We start from the raw sequence: 19,579 nt of genomic DNA, 5'->3' as shown, positions 1-19,579 counted from the left end.
TTTTAGCGCGGCAATGCGAACTAACGTAGATTAAAATAGCCGCTCAGGAATTCCATTCTTAATCCATTAAAAGGCGGGAATAAACCGTTTGCACCGAATATTTTTTATAAGAGACGAAAAAAAATTATTTAACCGATTACTTCCAAGAGGAATTCAAACTGATTTCAAGTATATTCCGACTTACTCGATCCTCTAAGGAAGTTCCGGCAAAGCCCGCTCCTTTAACATCGGAAAGTATAAACGTGTCTTGAGCCCGATTTCCGGTTCGATCCGTTCGAATTGTTGCGGAATGAATGTTAATTCCGTTTTCTTTAAGAACTCCCGTAACAAAATAGAGCAATCCCTTACGATCCGGGGCTTCCAACGTGAACTTGGTTTTCGTTCCCATTTCTATGTCGTTGAATTCCAATTTGGAATCCGTGCTGAGATGATAGGTATTTCTAAGATCGATTTCGCTCGAATGATGAATGATTTCTTCCAAAGCGGAATCTTCGGTAAACACGGAAGACATAAGAATTCCCAACTTTGAGGCCTTGATCTTGGAATCGGTTTCGTCCGACTTCAGAGTAAAAACGTCGTAGCTGAAAAATTGCCCGTTTTCTTCGATTGTTTCTATATCGCCGGAAACGATTTCCCAGCCCATAAAAAACATCGCTTTCACCATTTTATGAAGAGTACCCGGAGCCGTTTCGGAAGTTTTTAACGTAACCGTGTAAAGCCCGTCGTTCTCTTTGTAGTGAAATTGAATCATTCTTTAGACCTGCGTACTAAGATAATTGCACGTTTCAAAAAAAACGACTCTTTTCCGGGAGTATTCTGTCTCCTTAGCGGTGAAAAATTCTTGCCTCGGAGTTTCGCGGAAAAACAGTCAAAGTAGAGTGGAAATGAAAGATATTTGCCGAAAATAAAAGGACTCTATTTTTCCAAAACGGTATGAAAAGACCTCTCGAGTACAACCCGGAATTGATCCAGAAGTCGGAACCTCTTCCCCTTGAAAAGGAAAAAGGCTCGGCTAAAAAATGGAAAGCCCCGAATCCGAAAAAGGAAAAGCCCAATTCGGAAGGAGAAGGCGCGCCCGGGCTTTTGATATTCGGCTTATTCCGTTTTGTAAAAAAATATAAGGGAAGAATTTTCGTCATCATCGGACTTCTTTGTTTCGAAATCGGATTTTACGCGAGTATTCCTTTTAGTTTTAAATACTTAATCGACGAGGCTTTGATCAACCGCAATCAAAGCGCTTTGTATTGGATCGGCGCTTATCTTGCGATCGGAACGATCACGTTCGCGGTTCTCGGAACGGTGCGCGATTATCTTTATAATTGGGCTTCCGCGAGAATCATCCAAGACTTACGATTGCAGATGTACGAACATCTGGATCGTTTGAGTTTGGACTTTTTTTCCAACAATAAACTCGGAGATATTCTTTCCCGATTCTTCAACGATCTGGCCGCATTGGAACACGCTTTGCTTGCGTTTATTCCCTGGGGACTCGGTCCGTTGTTGGAAGCGATCTTCGGAACCATTCTTCTTTTCTTATTGGATTGGAAGTTGGCGTTGATCGCTTTGTTGATCTGGCCGATCAGCTTTTTAGGTCCCGGATTTTTATCGCGCAAATCCACCGAAATCAGTTACACAAGAAAATTAGAAGAAGCTCAAGTACTCAGCTTGGTGGAAGAATCCATCTCCGCTCAGAACCTAATCCGCGCGTACGATCTCAGCGATTATTTTTTCAGCCGATTTAAGAATAACTGCGAAAAACTGTTTCAAGTTTCGCTTCGACTCGGATTGACGAATTCTTATCTGGAACGTTCCGCAGGCTCAGGAATTCTTCTTTTACAGGGCGTTCTTTTGCTTGTGGGAACTACATTCGCATATCATAATGCTCTGAGCATCGGAACGTTGGCCGCTTTCCTTCCTCCGTTCTTAAATTTAAGCTATTCTCTTTTATATCTTTCCCAGTATTTACCCGCGTTGAATCACGCGAGCGGCTCCGCAAAAAGAATATTAGAATTATTGCGTGCTCCCGTTTTCGAATCTGACCCGGAAGAATCTTCCATTCCCGAATTGAAGGAAGCGATTCATTTCGAAAATGTTCACTTCAGATATAAGGGAAGATCCAAAAACCTAAGCGATATCACATTAACGATTCCTAAAGGAAGTTACACAGCGATCGTAGGCGGTTCGGGAGTCGGAAAGAGCACGTTCATCAAACTTCTTTTGGGGATGGTTCAACCGAACGAAGGAAGAATTCTTTTCGACGGAACGGATCTCAATTCCTTATCCAGAAGTTCGGTTCGGTCCTTGGTCGGAGTCGTGTTCCAAGAAACGTTTCTTTTTAATACGACCATCTTTGAAAACATTCGAATCGGCAAACCGAGCGCGACTCTTGAAGAAGTAATCGAAGCCGCAAAAAGAGCGGAGATTCACGAGATGATTCTTTCCTTGCCGATGGGTTACGAAACTAACGCGGGGGATCGTGGAACCAAACTCTCGGGCGGCGAAAGACAAAGGATCGCAATCGCAAGAGCGTTCCTTAGAAATCCGCAAATTCTTCTTTTGGACGAGGCGACTTCTTCTTTGGATCCGGTTACCGAAGCGAGAATCATGAAAACTCTTTCGTTATTGAGGGAAGGAAGAACCGTAATTTCGGTCACTCATAGACTTTCCACGATTCGTGAAGCCGATCAGGTTTTTCAAATGCGTAACGGAAAACTCGAAAGATTTTCGATTCCCGAACCGGAACAACAAGCTATGGTCCTGTAAGAATTAAGTTTCTTACTTGCAATTTTTTTCCAGGCTAATTTACATTCTTTCCAATGCTCTTAGTACCCACTTACATCGCCGATTCTCCGATCGGCGGCTTCGGTCTTTTTGCGGGCCGGGATATTCAAAAAGGAGAATTGATTTGGAAGTATCATCCTAAAACGGTGTGGGTCATCACGGACCAAGAATTGAATTCTCTTCCGCCGTCGGTTCAGGAAATGTTTCGCACGTATTCTTATCAAACCGATGGCAAATGGTTTTATTGTTCCGATAATTCGAAGTTCATGAATCACAGCGACGATCCGAATACGAAGGAAGATTTTACGAGCGATAAAACCAATCCTATGGGACAAGACAGCGCGACAAGATGGATCCGAAAAGGAGAAGAGCTTACCTGCAACTATAAACTCTTCGACGATAACTGGACTATAAAACTCAGTTCAGCTTCTTGAAGCCTTGATTTGTTCTTTGAGTCCTTCCGCGGCGAGCGCATAACCTCCGTCCGCGGAATCGACAAAGTGAACTTCCCTTACGGAGCCTTCGTGTAAAGCGCAGGTCATCAAAGCCCGATCCGAAACGTGATATCCGTAAAAAAGTTTTCCTTCTTTGTAAAGACCGTCCAAAAATTTTAAGAACGATTCTCTCGAATCCGAATCGCAAGCGACGACCATCTTCAAGGTTCCGTCGTATTTTCGGAAATCGGAAGCGATCACTTGCGATTTTCTTAATTCTCTCAATTCCATTCCGTTTACTTTCGGTCCGAACTTCCACTGCGTGTTGATCGCAAGATTAACCGCCAATCCTTCGATTTTGATTTTGAGCATTCTAAGAAAATGGAGAATTCCCTTTCTACTTCCCGTGTGGACCGTCGCTTCCTTGTCGAAATATTTTCCGGAAAGATCGACGTTGATTCCTTCCTCTTTGAGTGGATGAATTTCCGCGTCGTTTCCCAATAAGATCGCGATCTGATCCAAAATGATTTTCAACAATTCCTGATCCGCGGCCGCGCTCGGAGAATTCATCTTAACGATAAACGAAACCGTTTCCCCTCTGTGACTCGGAATGTCCTGCCATCTACAAGTGAATCCGGTAAAGTCCGGTTTGACCTTCGTTTTGTGGGTTAAGGGAATGATATAAGGATTGGTCGAATCGTCGTTCTTTACGAACGTTTCGGCGGCGTCCAATGCGTTTCCGGTAAGAATGGCTTGGTTGTAAAAATCGGAGATCTTTAGTTTACAAAGTTTTAATTCTTTTCCGATTCTTTTTAAATCGCCGACGTTTACGATTCCCGCTCTGAGTTTTAAACCGAAGTTGTTTTTTACGAGTTCGCGTATGGAAAACAGGATATCCTTGACTCCGGGAAGAACGCTGTCGGGAAGCAACAAGGTCATCCCGTCTCCTCCGAATAAAAACGGATAATCCATATCGCCCATCAGATTGGAAACCGCCATCGCCGTAATGCCGCCCGCGATGTTCACGTCCTTGTAGTTTCCGTTTCGGATCGCGTCGGAAGAATTGACCACGTCGGTAATTACGAGATTCCAATCGTCGGGAACCGTAAAATAATTGGAAGGCTCGATGATATCCGTAAAAGAAGAAAGTGCGGGTAAGTATTTGTAGAAGTTATGCGTGTTCAACGAAGTTTTTTTGTCCGAAGTTTGAAGCATCCTAGTTCACCTAATCAGAGTTATGTTTTTAAAAAAAGAATTTTGAAAACGGCCTTCGGTCGATCAAAAATGGAAAGGAAGAATGTCGAAAATTCGATCGCGATCGGGCTGCATTCCAGGATCGAAATACTATTCTTAGACCTTTTTGAGGAATTTCATACTTATTTTTTGTCGGAAAAGAGAGGCGAGAAGAGCGACATAAAACCATCCAAGTTCCGACAGCTCTTTCGTGAAACAAAGGCGGCCCCCACCCGAATTGGGTGGTGGTGGCGGGCTTTGTGGGAAGCCTTCGAACGAATTTTCCTATAACAGGAAAATCCGTAAAAGTCATCCAGAATCCTTGTTTTCTGTCGGAACTTTCGTAATTCTTTAACGAAGCCGCACTGATTAGAGATCGCCGAAACCCGAAAGAATGTAGGAACTCATACGATTAGGATTCGATTCGATTCGACTCGACTTTGAAAACCGGCTCGGTATCCGCAGGAGTTCCCACATTCTTCCAAAATCAATAATCGATTTTGAGATCCTTGATTTTTTTATCCAAAGTGTTTCGGTTAATTCCCAAAAACTTGGCGACTCTCGTTTTCGTGTATTTGAATTTTTTCATCGCATACTTGATCAAACGAGCTTCCACCTCGCCCACAACGACCTCGATCGCTCTTCCATCCAACGCATCCAAATGAGAAGAAGAGAATCTGGAATTCGCGATTTCCACGGAAGATTCCGCGTCTCCGGTTTCCGGATCAAACTCTTCGTCTCCGTAAAGAAGACGTCCGTTGATTTCGGAAAAGTCCTGAATGTCCAACATCTCCAGCTGAGAAAGAACGACCGCACGTTCGATTACGTTTTCCAGTTCTCGAACGTTTCCGGGCCAACTGTAGTTCATGAGAAGTTTATGAGCTTCTCTCGTAATTCCGCTGATCTTCTTGCCGTTCTCTTCCGCATACTTCGCGATAAAGTGATTGATCAAAAGAGGAATATCGTCCGCTCTTTCACGTAACGGAGGAGTGACCATGTTCACGACGTTGAGTCTATAAAAAAGATCCGGTCTGAACTTTTTCTCCGTGATCAATTCTTCCAAGTCCGCGTTCGTCGCCGCGATGATTCTTACGTCGATCTTTTTCGGTTTCACCGAACCGACCGCTTCGATCTCCTTTTCCTGAAGAACGCGCAACAACTTGGATTGAAGATTGAGATCCATTTCTCCGATCTCGTCGAGAAAGATCGTTCCCGTATCGGCCATCTCGAACTTTCCTTTTTTATCGGCGACCGCACCGGTAAAGGATCCTTTCTTATGACCGAAGAGTTCGCTTTCGAGAAGATTCTCCGGAATCGCGGCGCAGTTGATCTTGATAAACGGTTTATCGGCTCGGGAAGAATTGTAGTGAATCGCGGACGCGATCATTTCCTTACCGGTTCCCGATTCTCCCGTAATCAAAACCGAGGCGCGTGAATCCGAAACGAGATGAATCATCTCGAAAAGTTTCTCCATCGGTTTGGATTTTCCGATCAGAGATCCGAATTTGTATTTATTCTTCAGTTCGCGTTTGAGAAGAACGTTTTCTCTCGAAATTTCCCTCTTCTCTTCGTCGATCAGTTTTTGAATCCGAATCGCCTGATAAATCACGGACGCAACTACTTGCAAAAAGTCTAAATAAGTTTTTAAATCTATGTATTTTTTATGAACGAAATAAACGCTTACCACTCCGAGGACGTCCGTATCCGATTTGATCGGCGCCGCGAGAAAACTAACGTTCTCCGGATTGTTTTTGAAGTGCGCGGCGTTGCCCACACGATTCAAAAAGTTTTCGTCGTTTGCGATCGATTCGACGATGATCGGTTCTCCGGTTTCAAAAACCTTTCCGGTAACTCCCTCTCCGGGAAGATAAACTCCCTTCTCCATTTCTTCCGCGGTTAAACCGGAAGCGGCCTCGAGTCTTAAGATCGCTTTTTCTGGTTCGAAAAGAACGATACTTCCGCGCTCCAGATTCAGGGATTTTTCCAGACGATCCATGATGTCTTCGAAAATTTCCTGAAGAACCAACGTGGAAGTAACGGTTCTGGAAATATCGATCAACACCTGTTGAATCTTATTCTTCTGTTCGAGTTGTCTGAAAATCTGCAGGTTTTTGAAGATCTGCGCCGCTTGATTGGCGAGCGTGGAAATGATCTCCAAATGTTCTTCGTTAAAAGCGCCTTTGCGGCTCGAATCGAGAGAAATGACTCCGATCACTACGTCCTCCACGATCATAGGGACCGCGAGCTCGGACATAATATCGTCCTTTATGGAAATGTAATGTGGGTTTGCGGCTACATCACTGACGATCATTCCTTCGCCGGAAGCGGCCACAATCCCCGTAATACCTTCTCCCACCTTCAACTTTACTTTGGTACGGATCGAAGGATTCATGCCTCGAAAGGTCACGATATCCAAAACGTTCTCTTTTTCGTTAATCAGCATCAGAGAGCCCGAACCGACTTCGCAAATCTGGATGCAACGTTCTAGAATCAAATCCAGAAGTTTATCCGGATCCAAAGTTGAATTCATAGCAGTTGCAACTTCTTGTATAGATCTTAATGGACTTGGCTTCACATATCCTGACATGCTTAAAATTTTTGCGATTTGATACTTTTGAGGTCAATCGAATTTTTACTTCGCGCTTATTTTTGGAGCGATTTTTTTCAAGTGTGCTGATAAATATTTAGGCTTAATTTCACAAATTTTTGCCTCAATTCAAATGAGTAAGAATTCTCCTTTTGCCGATTTTGGCCTTTTGGTTAAGAATTAACCGAATTTTAAAGAATCTAGTAAATAATTTGTATCAGGATAAACGGGATTCCGTATAATTTTGCGTCTATGGCCTGCGCATTCTGCTCAGAATTTAAGACGCCGGAGGGAATGTTTCACGCAGGACGATTTCTTTGCAGATCCTGTGGTCGGGAATGGATTTTAGAAAAAAGGAAGAATCCGAGACTTTCTCCACCGACGGATACGAGATTCAGCAACGAGGTTTTGCTCGAATTTCTCTCCTTATTCAATACGAGCCCGAACTTAAATCATCTTCTCGAAAGTTTTACTTCTCTCGCGTTTTACAAACTCGGAATTCCCGGAGTGAGCGTGATGATCTACGAGCCGAAGTTCGATCGGATGACCGTGATGTCGGTCAAAAATCAAAAAACTTCCCTTTCCAAGGTTGCGCTTCATTTCGAAATCAAAAAGGGAGAAGACAACGGAGCGTTGACCGAATGTATCGAAAATTGCAAACCGATTTATTATAGATTCGCGGATCAGAAACACAAACATTTCAAACAATACGCGAGGCTCAATCGAACCGTGGCTTCGCTTGCGATTCCGATCCATCTCAACGGAGAAGTATTGGGAATTCTTTCCGTCGATTATAAAACCGACGATCCCGAAAAAGCGGAAAACGATCGTTACTTTCTGGAATTGATCGCAGCTCAATTTGCGGTCACGCTTAAGAATAGAATTCTCTTTGAGGTTTCCCAAACTCAGTCCAGAAATTTCAGATCGCTTCATTCCGCCGCACTTCGTCTTTCCTCATTGGGATTCAAATACAAAGTCGAAATTTTCAGAGTGATTCTTCTTTCGCTCACGGAGTTTTCGGAAAACGATTTGTATTCTCTTTTTGAATGGAACAAGGACAATCATACTTTGTTCGGACATTTTTTAACCGGAAACATCACAAGTCCCGAAATCAGAATGGACGTGGATATGGCGAGACAATCCACGTTTAAGGTAAGAATTCAAACGACTTCGGAAGAGAAAGAATCCTTTGAAACTTCCAAAAAAAGAAATCTTAGAAAAGAATTGGAACCGATTCCCGGAGAGATGTCTCTTCCCATCAATCGATACGAGTTTTTTCTCAAAGAGGTTTTCGAACTCAAGGAATCCAAACTCGCATTGTCTTCCGATTTTCCCGAGCTTGAAAAATTCGGAATGTGGGGTTTGAATCTCGCCATTCTTCCCGTGGTTCACACGGACAAATCGGACATCGTAGTCATCTTAGGAAAAAGAAAAGATCGTCAGTTTAACTCGGAAGAATTAGAAGTTTTGAATGCGTTTGCGATCCAAGCCGGAATTTCCATCCAGAACTATCATCTATTCGATCAAAGAGCGCAAAAGGAAAGACTCGATAAGGAAATCGAAATCGCAAAAGAACTCCAACGTTCCTTGCTTCCGAGAAAAATGCCCGAACATTCCGGTTACGAATTTGCAGGCACGATGGTCGCGGCAAGAGGAGTTGGAGGAGACTACTACGATTTTATCACCGACCCGTTTAACACCGAAACGGTGATCTGCATCGGAGACGTAAGCGGCAAAGGTGTTCCCGCAGGAATCGTGATGGCGACCGTGAGGACGATCATCCATTCTCTCGTAAGAAAAAAAGTCAGCCCTTGGGACATCGTAAACACGGTCAACACATACATCTTTCAAAACTACAACGATTCCACTTCGCCGCGGTTCATGTCGATGACCGTAATCAAATGGGAAATGAACCGGAACGATTTCTCGTTCAGCGGCGCAGGCCAAGGAAATCTTTTTCTTTATAAGGCGTCGTCTCAAAAGATCGAAGAGATTTCTACGGGCGGAATCATCTTGGGAATCGATCCCGATATATCCAAATTCGAAAATCTAAATCAGTTTAGAATGCAACCCGGAGATCTTTTGATCATGTGCACGGACGGAGTTTTAGAAGCCTCGGACCGAGACGGAATTCAGTTCGAAACGGACCGATTTAAAAAATCCATTCTCCAGTTTCAAAACGAACCCTTACAAGCGATGTTGGACGGAATCGTTTCCGAAATCCGCAAATTTACCGGAAACCAAGAACAGATGGACGATATTACTCTTGCCGCAATCCGAAGACTCCGTTAAACCTGCATTTGCGAATCCTGATGAGAGACAAGATCTCCGAATCCACACGAAAGATTTTCAGTAAGGCTTGGGAAAGAATCGTTCCTTTCCACGAAATGATTTTATCTCGTCCGGCCGTTTTGTCCTATTCCGGCGGAAAAGATTCTTCGCTGTTGCTTCATTTTTATTTTTGGCTTTGGATCGAAAAAAAAATCCCCGCTCCTTGTATCTATCATCTTGATCATTCGATCCGATTCAATCTAGAACAGGAAAAAAAAATCCTCGAATATGCGGAAACCACGTTTCCATTTCCAAAAGAATTCAGAAAAAAGAATATTCCAATTTTATCACGTAAGATCGGAAAAACCCTGGAAGAAACCGGAAGGGCGTTTCGCTACAAGGATTTGGAGAAGATCGCCGATCGACACGAAGGTTATATCGTAACCGGTCATCATTCCAACGATTATTTGGAAACGATCCTTTTGAATCTGATTCGAGGCGGAGGTTGGAATTCCTTACGCACCTTGGGATGGTATGAAAAAAACCGATTTCGTCCTCTCTTCGCGTTTACGAAAGACGAAATCAAAACCATTCTTCAATCCGAGTTCTGGCCGGTTTTCGAAGACGAATCCAATCAAAGCGACGAATATCTTAGAAATAGAATTCGAAATTCCATCGTACCTTTGTTGATGCAGGAAGGCGCGGACCCGGATCGAATTTATAAAAATTTTCATAGAATGGAAAAACCGGCTCCGAAAATTTTTCCGAAAGAAAACGGACCGGAAAAAATTCCCCCTTTTTTAAAAATCAACGTTTGGGTTCTGCGAGATCTTTCACAAAGGGAAAGAAAATTCTTCCTCGATCGTTATCTTCGTTCTTTGGGTTTACATCCGATCACAAGAAATTTCTTTCAGGATCTCGTCGAATGTTTGGAAAGGGAGAATTCTTTCGGACTTGAAAACAAAGAAGTTTGGTTTTGGAAGTCGGCTTCTTCGGATCTTTATTTGATTCCTAAAAATTCCCTTTCCTTAAAAGAATTTAGATTCGAACCGAAAGAAATGATTCTTCGCTGGAACGGAAATCAAAAGAAGATTCCTCCGGGATTGATTCCCGATTTATGCCCTCCCGGCGCCAAAATTCGCAAAAACGGGATGAGTATAGAAATTTCCGAAATCCTTAGACAGAAAGAGATTCCGGTTCCGGTTAGAAAAATGCTACCCATACTTTATGGGGAGGGGAAAGTTGATGTGATCTGTCTGAGCCTTTGGGATCCGAGGATAGGAGACATTGTGGCCGACAGGGAAGTTGAGATATTACCTGACTTTCAGGAGCCCGGAAGATGAGCGAGGATCCTCAAAAAAAGGACGAACCTTTCTTCAAAGACGTCGAGTTCAACGCGTCTTATGGGGAAGCGAACAAGATCCCTTCGAAAGGGATTCCTCAAATCGCGTTCGCGGGTCGTTCCAATGCCGGTAAGTCTTCTTTGCTCAACGCGATTCTCGAAAGAAAATCCCTCGCTAAAGTTTCCTCCACGCCCGGCAAAACAAAACTACTCAATTTCTTTTTCGTAAATCATTCCGTCTATCTCGTCGACTTACCCGGTTTCGGTTATTCGGCTAATTCTCATAAGGATCACGAAGCGATGATGGATCTTTTGATGGATTATCTGAATCTTGCAAAGGATTTGAAATGTCTGTTCCTCGTTTGCGATTCTCAAAGAGAACTTCCCGAAGAGGAACTCGAACTGATCGGAACCTGTTTCGAAAGAAATATCAAACCTGTTTTGGTTCGAACGAAAATCGACAAACTCAATCAAAGCGATCTTTCCAAACTGAGAAAGAAGATGAAGAATATTCACGAGCTTTATCCGATGCTCGAAACGGTTCTCGTTTCCAATAAGTCGGGAAAGGGTTTGCCGGAACTGAGAAAGATCGTGGATTCGTTGATCAGCTCGGTCGGAACTCCGATCAATTATTCGGAAAGAATCGAAGAAATTTCCTAAACGATCTTAGGCTTTTGCGTCGAAAAGATTGCCGAGTTTATCCGAAGAATTCGCGTTTAAAATTCTCAAGCTCATCTGAGTTTGTTTATCCACCAACTCTTTGAACGTATCCATCGTATCTTCCAAAATCGCCTTTAGCTTTTCCTGATTGAGGGACATTTCGAGTTTTCTTTTTCTCTCTTCGAGTTCCGTTTTGCGAATGGAACCGAAACCTTTTTCTTCCTCGGTGTTCGCTTGCGTTTCGAATCTTTGAAGCTCGGATTCGATTCTTCGGATTTCGGAAAGAATTTCTTTTTCCTTATCTTCCAAGTTCACTTTGGAAGCGTCGTGTTCCTCTTTCTTTTTGGCGGATTCTTTTTCTTGGATGGAATCTTCTTGCAGAGTGATTTCGTTTTTACGGGGAGAATCTTCGGATTTTTTTACCGTGGTCGCCGTTGTTTCACCGGAAACCGCAACGAGTTTTCCGTTTCGAAATTCGTAATGAATCTTCAGATCCATGGAACGGATTTCGGCGCGGTCCCGCATCGCCTCGGAACGAAACTCGGCGACGTGGCCCAGTTCATGGGAGATGACGTGAAGAACCGACGTGGACGCGGGGGAACTCTCCAATTGTCCATGGCCTATGTAGTGCAAAGATTCATCCCGGGGAATTCCGAGTTGAGTTCTATGTTCTCCGCCGATTCTCATTCTAATACTAGTGTCGGCTTGTACATACCTAAGTTAAGCGGAGGTATATAAAATATTTCTAAAATCGATTGAATTCTTTGATAAAAAGAAACGAAGAAATTATAAGATGTCGCTTCAATCCGTAGAAGCGATCTTATTTAGAATTTCAACGATCGCAGCATCCGATAAATCGTGAAACACAAGCCCATACTTATATTTCTCCTGAATCAAATCTCTTCGGATAATATCCGCTTCGATTTCTACGGAAAGAATAGGCGACATAAATTTCACGCGTTCACCCAAAAGAATTTCTTCTCTCGAACTGATTGAAGCTCCGATCATACTAATATCTTCGAGATTTCCCAAAATCTCATTCTTACCAAGAACCATCTTCACTAGGTTGTTCTTCCGAAATCGTTTATAGAAACGTTTATCCGCAAGAGTATCGCTAGCAGTTTTTTTTTGTTGTCCCATCTCTGTGTGCATAGCCGATCCAGCATAACTCAAATCGATTGAATTAAAAGAAAATTTTTTTCAAAGCGGAGAATAAGAATCCTCAAATTCTTTTTAGAAGAATTCTTAAAGGAGAATCGATCGAAAAAAATTAAGAAACCTTAGAGAGAAAACGAATCGTTTTCCCGTCCCAGCAGAACTTCCATTTTCGAGGAAGCGCCGGACTCTTGTTGAAAGATTCTAAGAATGTCCTCGTCTTTGTGATCCGGTTCGTGATGTGTCAACACCAACCGATCCACTTCCAATATTTCTCCGCAACGAACCGCGACTTTTCCCGAGGTATGTCCCCAACCCACTTTCTTTTCGGCTTCTTCGGAGCTATACTGAGCGTCGATGATCAGCATGTCCGTTTTTCCGAAGGTATTTTTGAGATCGGAGAACTCGTCCAGATCAGGCTCTTGAACCTCTACGTCCGTGCAAAACAAAAAACTTTTTCCATTCTCTTCAAATCGGAACCCGGTGCAGTTACCCGGATGTCTGAGAAGAAACGGAGTCACTTTTACGGAACCGATTTGAGCGCTTTTGTTTTTTTCCAAAAGATGAAAGGTCTTTGTGGACATCATTCCCGAAAGAGGAAGAGGAAAATTTTCCTCGTTTTGTTGTCTTTCGAATCGCTCCTGAAGGTTCGGAATGGTAGAATAAAAATGAATATCGACTCCGGGAAAATAAGCGGGTTTAAAAAACATCCAACCTTGAATGTGATCCCAATGCGTATGAGTGATCAGAATGTGGATCGAATCTCCGGGTTTAAGACCTTGGCTCAAAAGATCGTTTCCGAGTTGTCTGATTCCCGAGCCGCAATCGATGATATATCTTTCTCCGGATTGGGCCTGTATAAAGACGCAGGTGGTGTTTCCGCCGACTGTTCGTGAAAGAGACGGATCCAAGGAGTTTAAGAATTTTTCCTCTGAAAACTGCCCGTTTTGCCGTTTGATCTCGGAATGAGCCGCTTTCAGAATTTTGAGAATTTTCTCCCGATATTCCGATTCGCTCAGTGGTGTGGGGAGTGAGCCCCTTACGCCGTATAGTTTTACTTTCACTGTATTATATTAGACAAACAAAATGTGTAAAATTCTCTGACGATAAACCATGATCCAAGAACTCGAACAGAAACTTTGGTCGATCGCAGGCGGTATTCCTTTCGCTTCGGATTATTTTTTGCAAGCTAGCCCTGTAAGGAAACTGAAAAAAGAAAATTTATTCTCAAAAGAGTTCGAGACATATTTTTTAGAGCTTGGTTCCGGTTGGGGAGAAGTGGCGATCGCCATGGCCCGTCAAAGACCGAACACCGGATTCGTGTTGATGGAAAAAAAATTCGATCGCATCCGTCATACGATACGCGGAATCGAAAAACATTCTCTCGATAACGTTAAGATTCTTTGCGTAAACTTCAATTGGTTTTTGGAAGACGTGTTCGAAGAGGAAGTTTTCGGCGAGATTCTTTTGAACTTTCCCGATCCTTGGCCCAAAAGAAGACATCATAAAAATCGAACGATGAACTCTAAATTCTTGGAGTCGCTTCGGATCCTTCTACCGCCGGGCGGTAAATTCTCCTTTGCAACCGATTACGGTCCTTATGCAAGAAAAGCGATTCGTCTATTCAGAGATTCGGAAGTTTTTAAACCGGAAACGGCGGAACTCAGATTGGAAAGAAGCGAAATTCCCGTTTCTCACTTCGAGAGAAAGAAACGGGAAGAAGGAAAAAGAATCTATTATATCGATCAGATTCTTTCCAAGAAATAAGTTTCCTCGGCGATCAGCGTCAGCGATACACCAAAGAATAAATCTTTCCGTCCTCGTCCTTGAGAGGATAAGACCAGATCGGTTTTCCGTCGATTCCGTAACGGATCGCTTTCCCGGATTTGAAAAGAACGATCCCGTCGTCTTTTTTACCCGGAAGAATTCCTTCGATGTCCGAAGCCTCGACCGTAAAAGAACTTACCTTCAAAGAACCGGACTCGACACGATAGACGGTCTTACCCGCGTGAAACCAAAGATACGGAGAACGAACCACGAACTGAGAAGCGGATTCGTTCGGCAAGTCGATCGAAGTAGACTTATCGTTTTCGACGGAAACGATTTTCTTTCCGGAAAGAAAGAAGATTCCGGTTTCATAAGAACCCAAATATCTCAGATCGCCGCTTCCTTTTTGGGAAATCTTTTTAGGATTTAAGTCTTTTAGAGAAGCTTCATATACTTGCGCTTGAATTCCGTCTTTTTGAGTTACGGAGAATAAAACTCCCGATTTTACTCCGGACCAAAACGAACCTTCGAAAGCGATCGAACCGTTCAACTCAAGCTGATCCGAATAACTGTAGATCTTCGAGTTTTTTCCGGTCGCGATTTCCACGAGAATGTTTTCTCCCGATAAGTTCGCCTTTTTGACTTCGCCGGATGGAAGTTTGATTTCTCTCAACACGATGCCGGTTTTTAAATCCATCACTTCGAGTTTCTTATCCGAAACTCCGATCAAACGTTTATCCGCGAGTAAGAATTTATAAGGGACGGAAGTTTGAATTCTCCAGTGACGAACGCCTCGATCCTTATCCAAAGATTCCACGCTCGTTCCGTAATTCAATATTACGGAATTGTTAATCAGTACCGGAACGCCGATCAGCTTTCCTCTGCTTTGATACGATTGAAGAATCACCGGATTATCCTCGTCCGCGATCACGAGACGTTCCGCTTGAGCCGCGTGCGGAGAAGAAGGAAACTTTTCGGCAAGTTCTCTTCCCAAATCCAAAACTTCTTTTTTGTGGGAAGGATTCGCCATCTTCGTTTTTTGTTCGGAAAGAATCCGAATCAAAGCGAAAAGATTGATTTCGTTTCTTTCCAAATCGAGCGCCTTGCGAATTTCCTTTTCGGCCTGTTCTAAATCGCCGCGCTTATAATAGATATAAGAGATTTGATAGTGTGCGTCCGAAAATTCGGGATTCTTTTGGATGATCTCTTTGAAGATCGTGATCGCCTCGTTGTAAAGATTATCGTTAAAAAGAATGATCCCAATGTTGTAAGGCGCGAGTTCGTTCGCGGAATCCTGTTGCATCGCCGCTTCGAATTCTTCCTTGGCGAGTTTTTTATTTCCGGAATGATACGTGGAAATTCCCTTTCCGATTCTCGCAGCGACAAAGTCCGCGTTTAAAAGAAGGGAACGATCGAAAGAATCGATCGAAGCGTCGTATTTCTTTCTTTGAAGATGGATGATTCCCATCTGATAATGGCTGTAATACGAATCCGGTTTTTTGGAAAGAATCTCCTTAAAACCCGCTTCCGCTTTATCAAGTTCTCCTTTGCGAAGAAGGAACGCATTGATCGCTTCTCTCGTTTGAAGGTTTCGAGATCCTTGCGGAGGAGTTTCCAACATGGAAATCCCTTTTTCTTCGTTTCCTAAAGCCAAATGACATTCAGCAATTTTAATATACAAAGTGAGCTTTCCGGTTTTTTGGAAAGCGTCCTGATACAATGGAATCGCTTTTTCATACTGATGTGTGTCGAAGAGTTTGTTCGCTTTTTGAATGGTCGGAATTACGGTGGCGAACTTTTGATTCTCCTGAATCGTCTTTCTCGTTTCCGCGATTTCCGGAATGTCCTTGGAAAGTTTTTCGGCTTTTCCGATCCAATTCAAAGCGGAATCGTGATTGCTCTTTTCGTTTTCCTCGAGAGAAATCTTGTAATACAACATCGCGAGACGAAAGTTCACCGCTTCGTTATTCGGAAATTTTTTCTGAAGATTCTTATAAACGTTTTCGGCTTTTTCGTATTCTTTTTTATCTTCGTATGTTCTTCCGAGAACGATCGCCGCGGACGGATCGTTGCCGGTCAGATTTTCAAGTTCCTTCGTGTATTGATTTGCGAGCGTCTGATTCTTTTGGGAAGAATAAAGACGGATCAAACCTTGGAGCGCCGGAATATTCTGTTTATCAATGGAAAGAGCTTTCTTAAAATTCTCTTCCGAAGATTTCGGTTCGCCTGAAATAAAATACAATCTTCCGAAAGCGTTGTAAACGGAAGGTTCTTCCGAAGAAGCCTTCTTCGCTTTTTCGTAAAAGGTTTTTGCGCCTTTGGAATCCCCTTTGCGAAGATGTTTATCTCCTTCGAAGATCTGTTCCGAGACGTCGATAAAAGCGAGAATCTGTTTTTTTTCGGTTTCGGATTTGAGAGACTCGGCTTCTTTTCTCGCGGCCTTATAACGATTTTCCGCGATCAACAAAAACACTAAGTTTGCGACCGGCTCCGCGAAGGTCGGATCGAGTTCCTGAGCTCTCGTAAAATAAACGAGCGCCTTTGCGGGTTCACCTAACGCTTTCATGTTCAAACCCATTTGGTTTTGATAAATCGCGTTGTTCGGAAATATGGAAATGGCTTTTTCCAAAACGGAAACCGATTTTCTGTAGTTGCCGGTTTTGTAATGTACTGCCGCGATTCCGGAAATCGCTTCCTGATAATCCGGTTTGAGTGCGAGGGAAGATTCGAAAGCCTTGAGAGCCGCTTCGTATTCTCCGTTTAAGATTCTCGCGTTGCCTAGAAAAATATAAGGCGCCGGATTTTTCGGATCGTTTTGAACCGCGTTTTGAAAGTGGGAAGCCGCTTCCTTGTAATTCTTTTTCCGCATCGCTTGATTTCCGTTTTCCAAAGCCGAAGCGACTCTGGTTACGGAAGCGGATTTTTTTGCGGATAATAATTCGGGATCGTTCTTTCTCGCTTCTTCGAAATAAACTTCGGCTTCTTCATACTTCTTCAATTGAACCGCGGCGTCTCCGAGTTGCATGTTCAACTGAGCCGGAAACGCGAATTCCTGAACCGGAATCTTTTTTAAAGTCGCGTAGGATTGTTCGAACTTGCCTTGGTTTTTGAGAAGAACCGCTTTCTTAAAAGAATAGTTGTATTTCTCTTTAACGGGAAGTGATTCCAATTTTCCGTAAACTTCGATTGCGTCTTCATTCTTCCCTTCGGCGGTGTAAATGATGCCTAACGTCAAAAGAATCTGTTCGTTTTCGGGATCAACCTCGGTTCCTTTTTTGAGCGAAATAAGAGCGTCCTGATTTTTACCGAGTTTATATTCCGAAATTCCCGCGAGATAATAACCGGGCGCGGTCGGATATGTGTTCACCGCAAGATTTGCCTTTTCCAAAGATCTTTCGAAATTTCCCTTTTGAAAGAAAGAATTTCCTTCATTCAAAATCTTTGATACTCGTTTCAGTTTTTCGCGAGTCGCGGAATCCTTTTCCAAAATCGCGTCCTGGGTTTGCGATTTTTTGAAATCCTTGCTCAAACAATTCACGCTGAATTGTGCGCCGACTAACAGTAATAATACGATTGATATGATGTTGTTTTTCATGGAATTCGAACCTTTCATTTATATCCCTTGTATTCGATCTTGAGATTTCGAAGCGGAGAACGTTTTGAAAACTTTTCTCCCCTGGTAAGAATGGAAATTCTCCAAACACCCGAAACGTCGAACTTATCTTCCAAAACCTTGGAATATCCTAAATACAATCGAACCGTTCCTTCTTTCGTATCCGTTACGATTCGAAAAGGACGTCCGTCTTCCTTGTTTTCCTGTTTGAATTTATAGGTTCCAACGTTGTTTCCCGTAGAAGGAAAAGAATAAACGCTGAGTCTCTCCTTTTCGTATTCTAAGCTGATCGTTTTTTTAGGAGTGTGAAACGAAATCGCTACGATTCCGGAATCGGACTCCGTAGTGATCGGAATGATTCCTTCAAGTTCCATATTCTCGGGAATAAACGGCGCGGAAAAAACTCCGTACCAACCCGGCGGCAAAGAAGAAGCATTCTGAAAATCTAATGTTTTTCCGGAAAAAGCCTGAAACCCTTTTTCACCGGAAAGTTTCCAAAACTCGGGTTCGGCAATCAGGTTATCGGTTTTATAAGGCAGGGCGACTTCCGTAATCTTATCCGCTTCGACGGTTAACTGACCTTCGTAATAAACCAAAGGGCCGTTTTCCGTATCGCGAACCAACTCGAGTTGCATCGCGCCCGGAGCAAGATTACTTCTGTAAAAAGGGGTTTCACCGGTTCGAAAGCCGTCTAACGCAACTTGAAGAGCGTCCGGAAAACTTAAGATTCTCAAACCGCCGAGTGTTCGATCCTCTTTCCATTCTTGATAAATGGAAACGGTTTGACCCGCGCGGATCTGCAAGGACTTAAGAATATCTTTTTGTCCCGGACGAGTGATTTGAATCTGTTGTAAACCTTCCGGCAAAGGATAATTTCGAAAAGAAGCGATCCCGATCTTTTCGCCTTGAAACACGACTTCCGTATCCGCGGAAGACGCGCTGAAGGAAAGATAACCTTGGATCGACTTTTTCAAAATCGAATCGATTTCTCCCGAGCTGAGGGATTTTTCCCAAATCGGAACCAGAGAAGATTTCGGATCCAGCGCCAAAACGCCCGAACCGTGTTTTAAGTAATAAACCTGATTGGCTTGGTGATCTTCTCCGGATTGCGGAGATTGAAACGAACCGTCCACGTTTCCGTATACGATTTCCTTAACCGGATCGGCGATCTTTTGATTTACGATCCACTTACCGGAAACTTCTCGGATATCGGTTTTGATAACCGCGTCCACTCCGAGTCTTTTGAGTTCCTGAGTAAGCAGGGAAGAATTCTTCCAAGTCGCATCCGTTATGCGCGCTTGCTTGCCTTTCACCTTCGCCCAGATCAAACGCACTTCGTCGCTTAAAAAGGCGCCTAACTTAGGATCGATTCCGCTCGGAAGGTTGATCGGAGCCAGCGCGAAAACGGGAACGGAACTTCCGGTTTTTCGAATTTTATAATCCGCATCGGAGGCGCTCCCGAGAATAATTTCCTCTTCCTTGAGGGCCTTAAACGTCGGCTCCTGCAAAACGGAGTTGAAATTTTCGATTTTTTGAACGGAAGAACAATCAATGAGAATCAATAAGAAAAAAAAGAAGAATGGAAAGAGCCGCATTGGGTTAATAATAAATTTCATAACAGTTCAATAATTTTCCACCGGTTGAATGAGAATTCCATTATAAAAAAAATCGGGGAGGCAATCATCCGTAATTTTAGATGATTCACTTTAAAAATAAAAAAACCGGGGAAAAATCCC

General features: G+C 43.2%; 14 protein-coding genes. 6 read left to right on the top strand and 8 right to left on the bottom strand.

Translation table 11 applies throughout. The features are described from left to right. Positions 1-136: 136 nt before the first annotated feature. Complete coding sequence (locus LEP1GSC052_RS17255) at positions 137-751, bottom strand: ACT domain-containing protein (RefSeq protein WP_010573012.1); 615 nt, start codon at positions 749-751, stop codon at positions 137-139. 182 nt (positions 752-933) lie between these two features. Here LEP1GSC052_RS17255 and LEP1GSC052_RS17250 point away from each other — a divergent pair, with 182 nt between their 5' ends. Both LEP1GSC052_RS17250 and LEP1GSC052_RS17245 read left to right on the top strand, forming a co-directional pair. Further along, positions 934-2,763 (top strand): ABC transporter ATP-binding protein, encoded by a 1,830-nt coding sequence (locus tag LEP1GSC052_RS17250; RefSeq protein ID WP_020985773.1) that lies wholly within the window; start codon positions 934-936, stop codon positions 2,761-2,763. A 53-nt stretch (positions 2,764-2,816) separates the two neighbouring features. Further along, positions 2,817-3,215 (top strand): SET domain-containing protein, encoded by a 399-nt coding sequence (locus tag LEP1GSC052_RS17245; protein ID WP_010573014.1) that lies wholly within the window; start codon positions 2,817-2,819, stop codon positions 3,213-3,215. Here LEP1GSC052_RS17245 and LEP1GSC052_RS17240 read toward each other — a convergent pair. Together LEP1GSC052_RS17240 and LEP1GSC052_RS17230 are read right to left on the bottom strand one after the other, a co-directional pair. Continuing rightward, entirely contained in the window at positions 3,204-4,430 is a 1,227-nt protein-coding gene (locus LEP1GSC052_RS17240; protein ID WP_020986642.1) for a DUF3095 domain-containing protein, read from the bottom strand. The two genes, LEP1GSC052_RS17245 and LEP1GSC052_RS17240, sit on opposite strands and share 12 nt — an antisense overlap. 505 nt (positions 4,431-4,935) lie before the next feature. Continuing rightward, positions 4,936-6,978 carry a sigma-54-dependent Fis family transcriptional regulator gene (locus LEP1GSC052_RS17230; protein WP_010573017.1) on the bottom strand — a complete coding sequence of 681 codons (2,043 nt, stop codon included), beginning with the start codon at positions 6,976-6,978 and terminating at the stop codon, positions 4,936-4,938. A gap of 351 nt (positions 6,979-7,329) precedes the next feature. Here LEP1GSC052_RS17230 and LEP1GSC052_RS21700 point away from each other — a divergent pair, with 351 nt between their 5' ends. The 3 genes from LEP1GSC052_RS21700 to yihA are packed head-to-tail and all read left to right on the top strand — an operon-like array spanning position 7,330 to position 11,308. Beyond that, the gene (locus LEP1GSC052_RS21700; protein WP_010573018.1) at positions 7,330-9,327 is read left to right on the top strand and encodes a GAF domain-containing SpoIIE family protein phosphatase; all 1,998 of its coding nucleotides are present in this window, start codon (positions 7,330-7,332) and stop codon (positions 9,325-9,327) included. Between the two features lie 20 nt (positions 9,328-9,347). After that, complete coding sequence (gene tilS, locus LEP1GSC052_RS17220; protein ID WP_020985593.1) at positions 9,348-10,649, top strand: tRNA lysidine(34) synthetase TilS; 1,302 nt, start codon at positions 9,348-9,350, stop codon at positions 10,647-10,649. Further along, a complete protein-coding gene (gene yihA, locus LEP1GSC052_RS17215; protein WP_010573019.1) occupies positions 10,646-11,308 on the top strand; it encodes a ribosome biogenesis GTP-binding protein YihA/YsxC in 663 nt (220 codons plus the stop codon). Before tilS ends, yihA begins: the two co-directional genes overlap by 4 nt. Positions 11,309-11,314: 6 nt before the next feature. On the opposite strand, the gene LEP1GSC052_RS17210 is transcribed toward yihA, so the two are convergent. The 3 genes from LEP1GSC052_RS17210 to LEP1GSC052_RS17200 all read right to left on the bottom strand — a co-directional run bounded on the left by LEP1GSC052_RS17210 (position 11,315) and on the right by LEP1GSC052_RS17200 (position 13,527). Beyond that, the gene (locus LEP1GSC052_RS17210; protein ID WP_010573020.1) at positions 11,315-11,995 is read right to left on the bottom strand and encodes a hypothetical protein; all 681 of its coding nucleotides are present in this window, start codon (positions 11,993-11,995) and stop codon (positions 11,315-11,317) included. A 114-nt stretch (positions 11,996-12,109) separates the two neighbouring features. Beyond that, complete coding sequence (locus tag LEP1GSC052_RS17205; RefSeq protein WP_040913126.1) at positions 12,110-12,460, bottom strand: PilZ domain-containing protein; 351 nt, start codon at positions 12,458-12,460, stop codon at positions 12,110-12,112. 128 nt (positions 12,461-12,588) lie between these two features. Beyond that, on the bottom strand, positions 12,589-13,527 hold the full coding sequence (locus LEP1GSC052_RS17200; protein WP_010573022.1) for an MBL fold metallo-hydrolase: 939 nt from the start codon (positions 13,525-13,527) through the stop codon (positions 12,589-12,591). Positions 13,528-13,576: 49 nt separating this feature from the next. On the opposite strand from LEP1GSC052_RS17200, the gene trmB reads away from it, so the two are divergent. Further along, positions 13,577-14,230, top strand: a complete 654-nt coding sequence (trmB, locus tag LEP1GSC052_RS17195) for a tRNA (guanine(46)-N(7))-methyltransferase TrmB (RefSeq protein WP_020986476.1) — start codon at positions 13,577-13,579, stop codon at positions 14,228-14,230. Between the two features lie 19 nt (positions 14,231-14,249). Here trmB and LEP1GSC052_RS17190 read toward each other — a convergent pair whose 3' ends face one another. Together LEP1GSC052_RS17190 and LEP1GSC052_RS17185 are read right to left on the bottom strand one after the other, a co-directional pair. Beyond that, the gene (locus tag LEP1GSC052_RS17190) at positions 14,250-17,843 is read right to left on the bottom strand and encodes a tetratricopeptide repeat protein (RefSeq protein WP_010573023.1); all 3,594 of its coding nucleotides are present in this window, start codon (positions 17,841-17,843) and stop codon (positions 14,250-14,252) included. After that, a complete protein-coding gene (locus LEP1GSC052_RS17185) occupies positions 17,840-19,459 on the bottom strand; it encodes an LIC10124 family lipoprotein (protein ID WP_040913125.1) in 1,620 nt (539 codons plus the stop codon). Before LEP1GSC052_RS17185 ends, LEP1GSC052_RS17190 begins: the two co-directional genes overlap by 4 nt. Positions 19,460-19,579 lie beyond the last annotated feature (120 nt).

Source organism: Leptospira kmetyi serovar Malaysia str. Bejo-Iso9 (assembly GCF_000243735.2).
Classification (GTDB): domain Bacteria; phylum Spirochaetota; class Leptospiria; order Leptospirales; family Leptospiraceae; genus Leptospira; species Leptospira kmetyi.
Note: the sequence above shows the minus strand (reverse complement) of the source record. Positions and strands in the feature narration are given on the sequence as shown.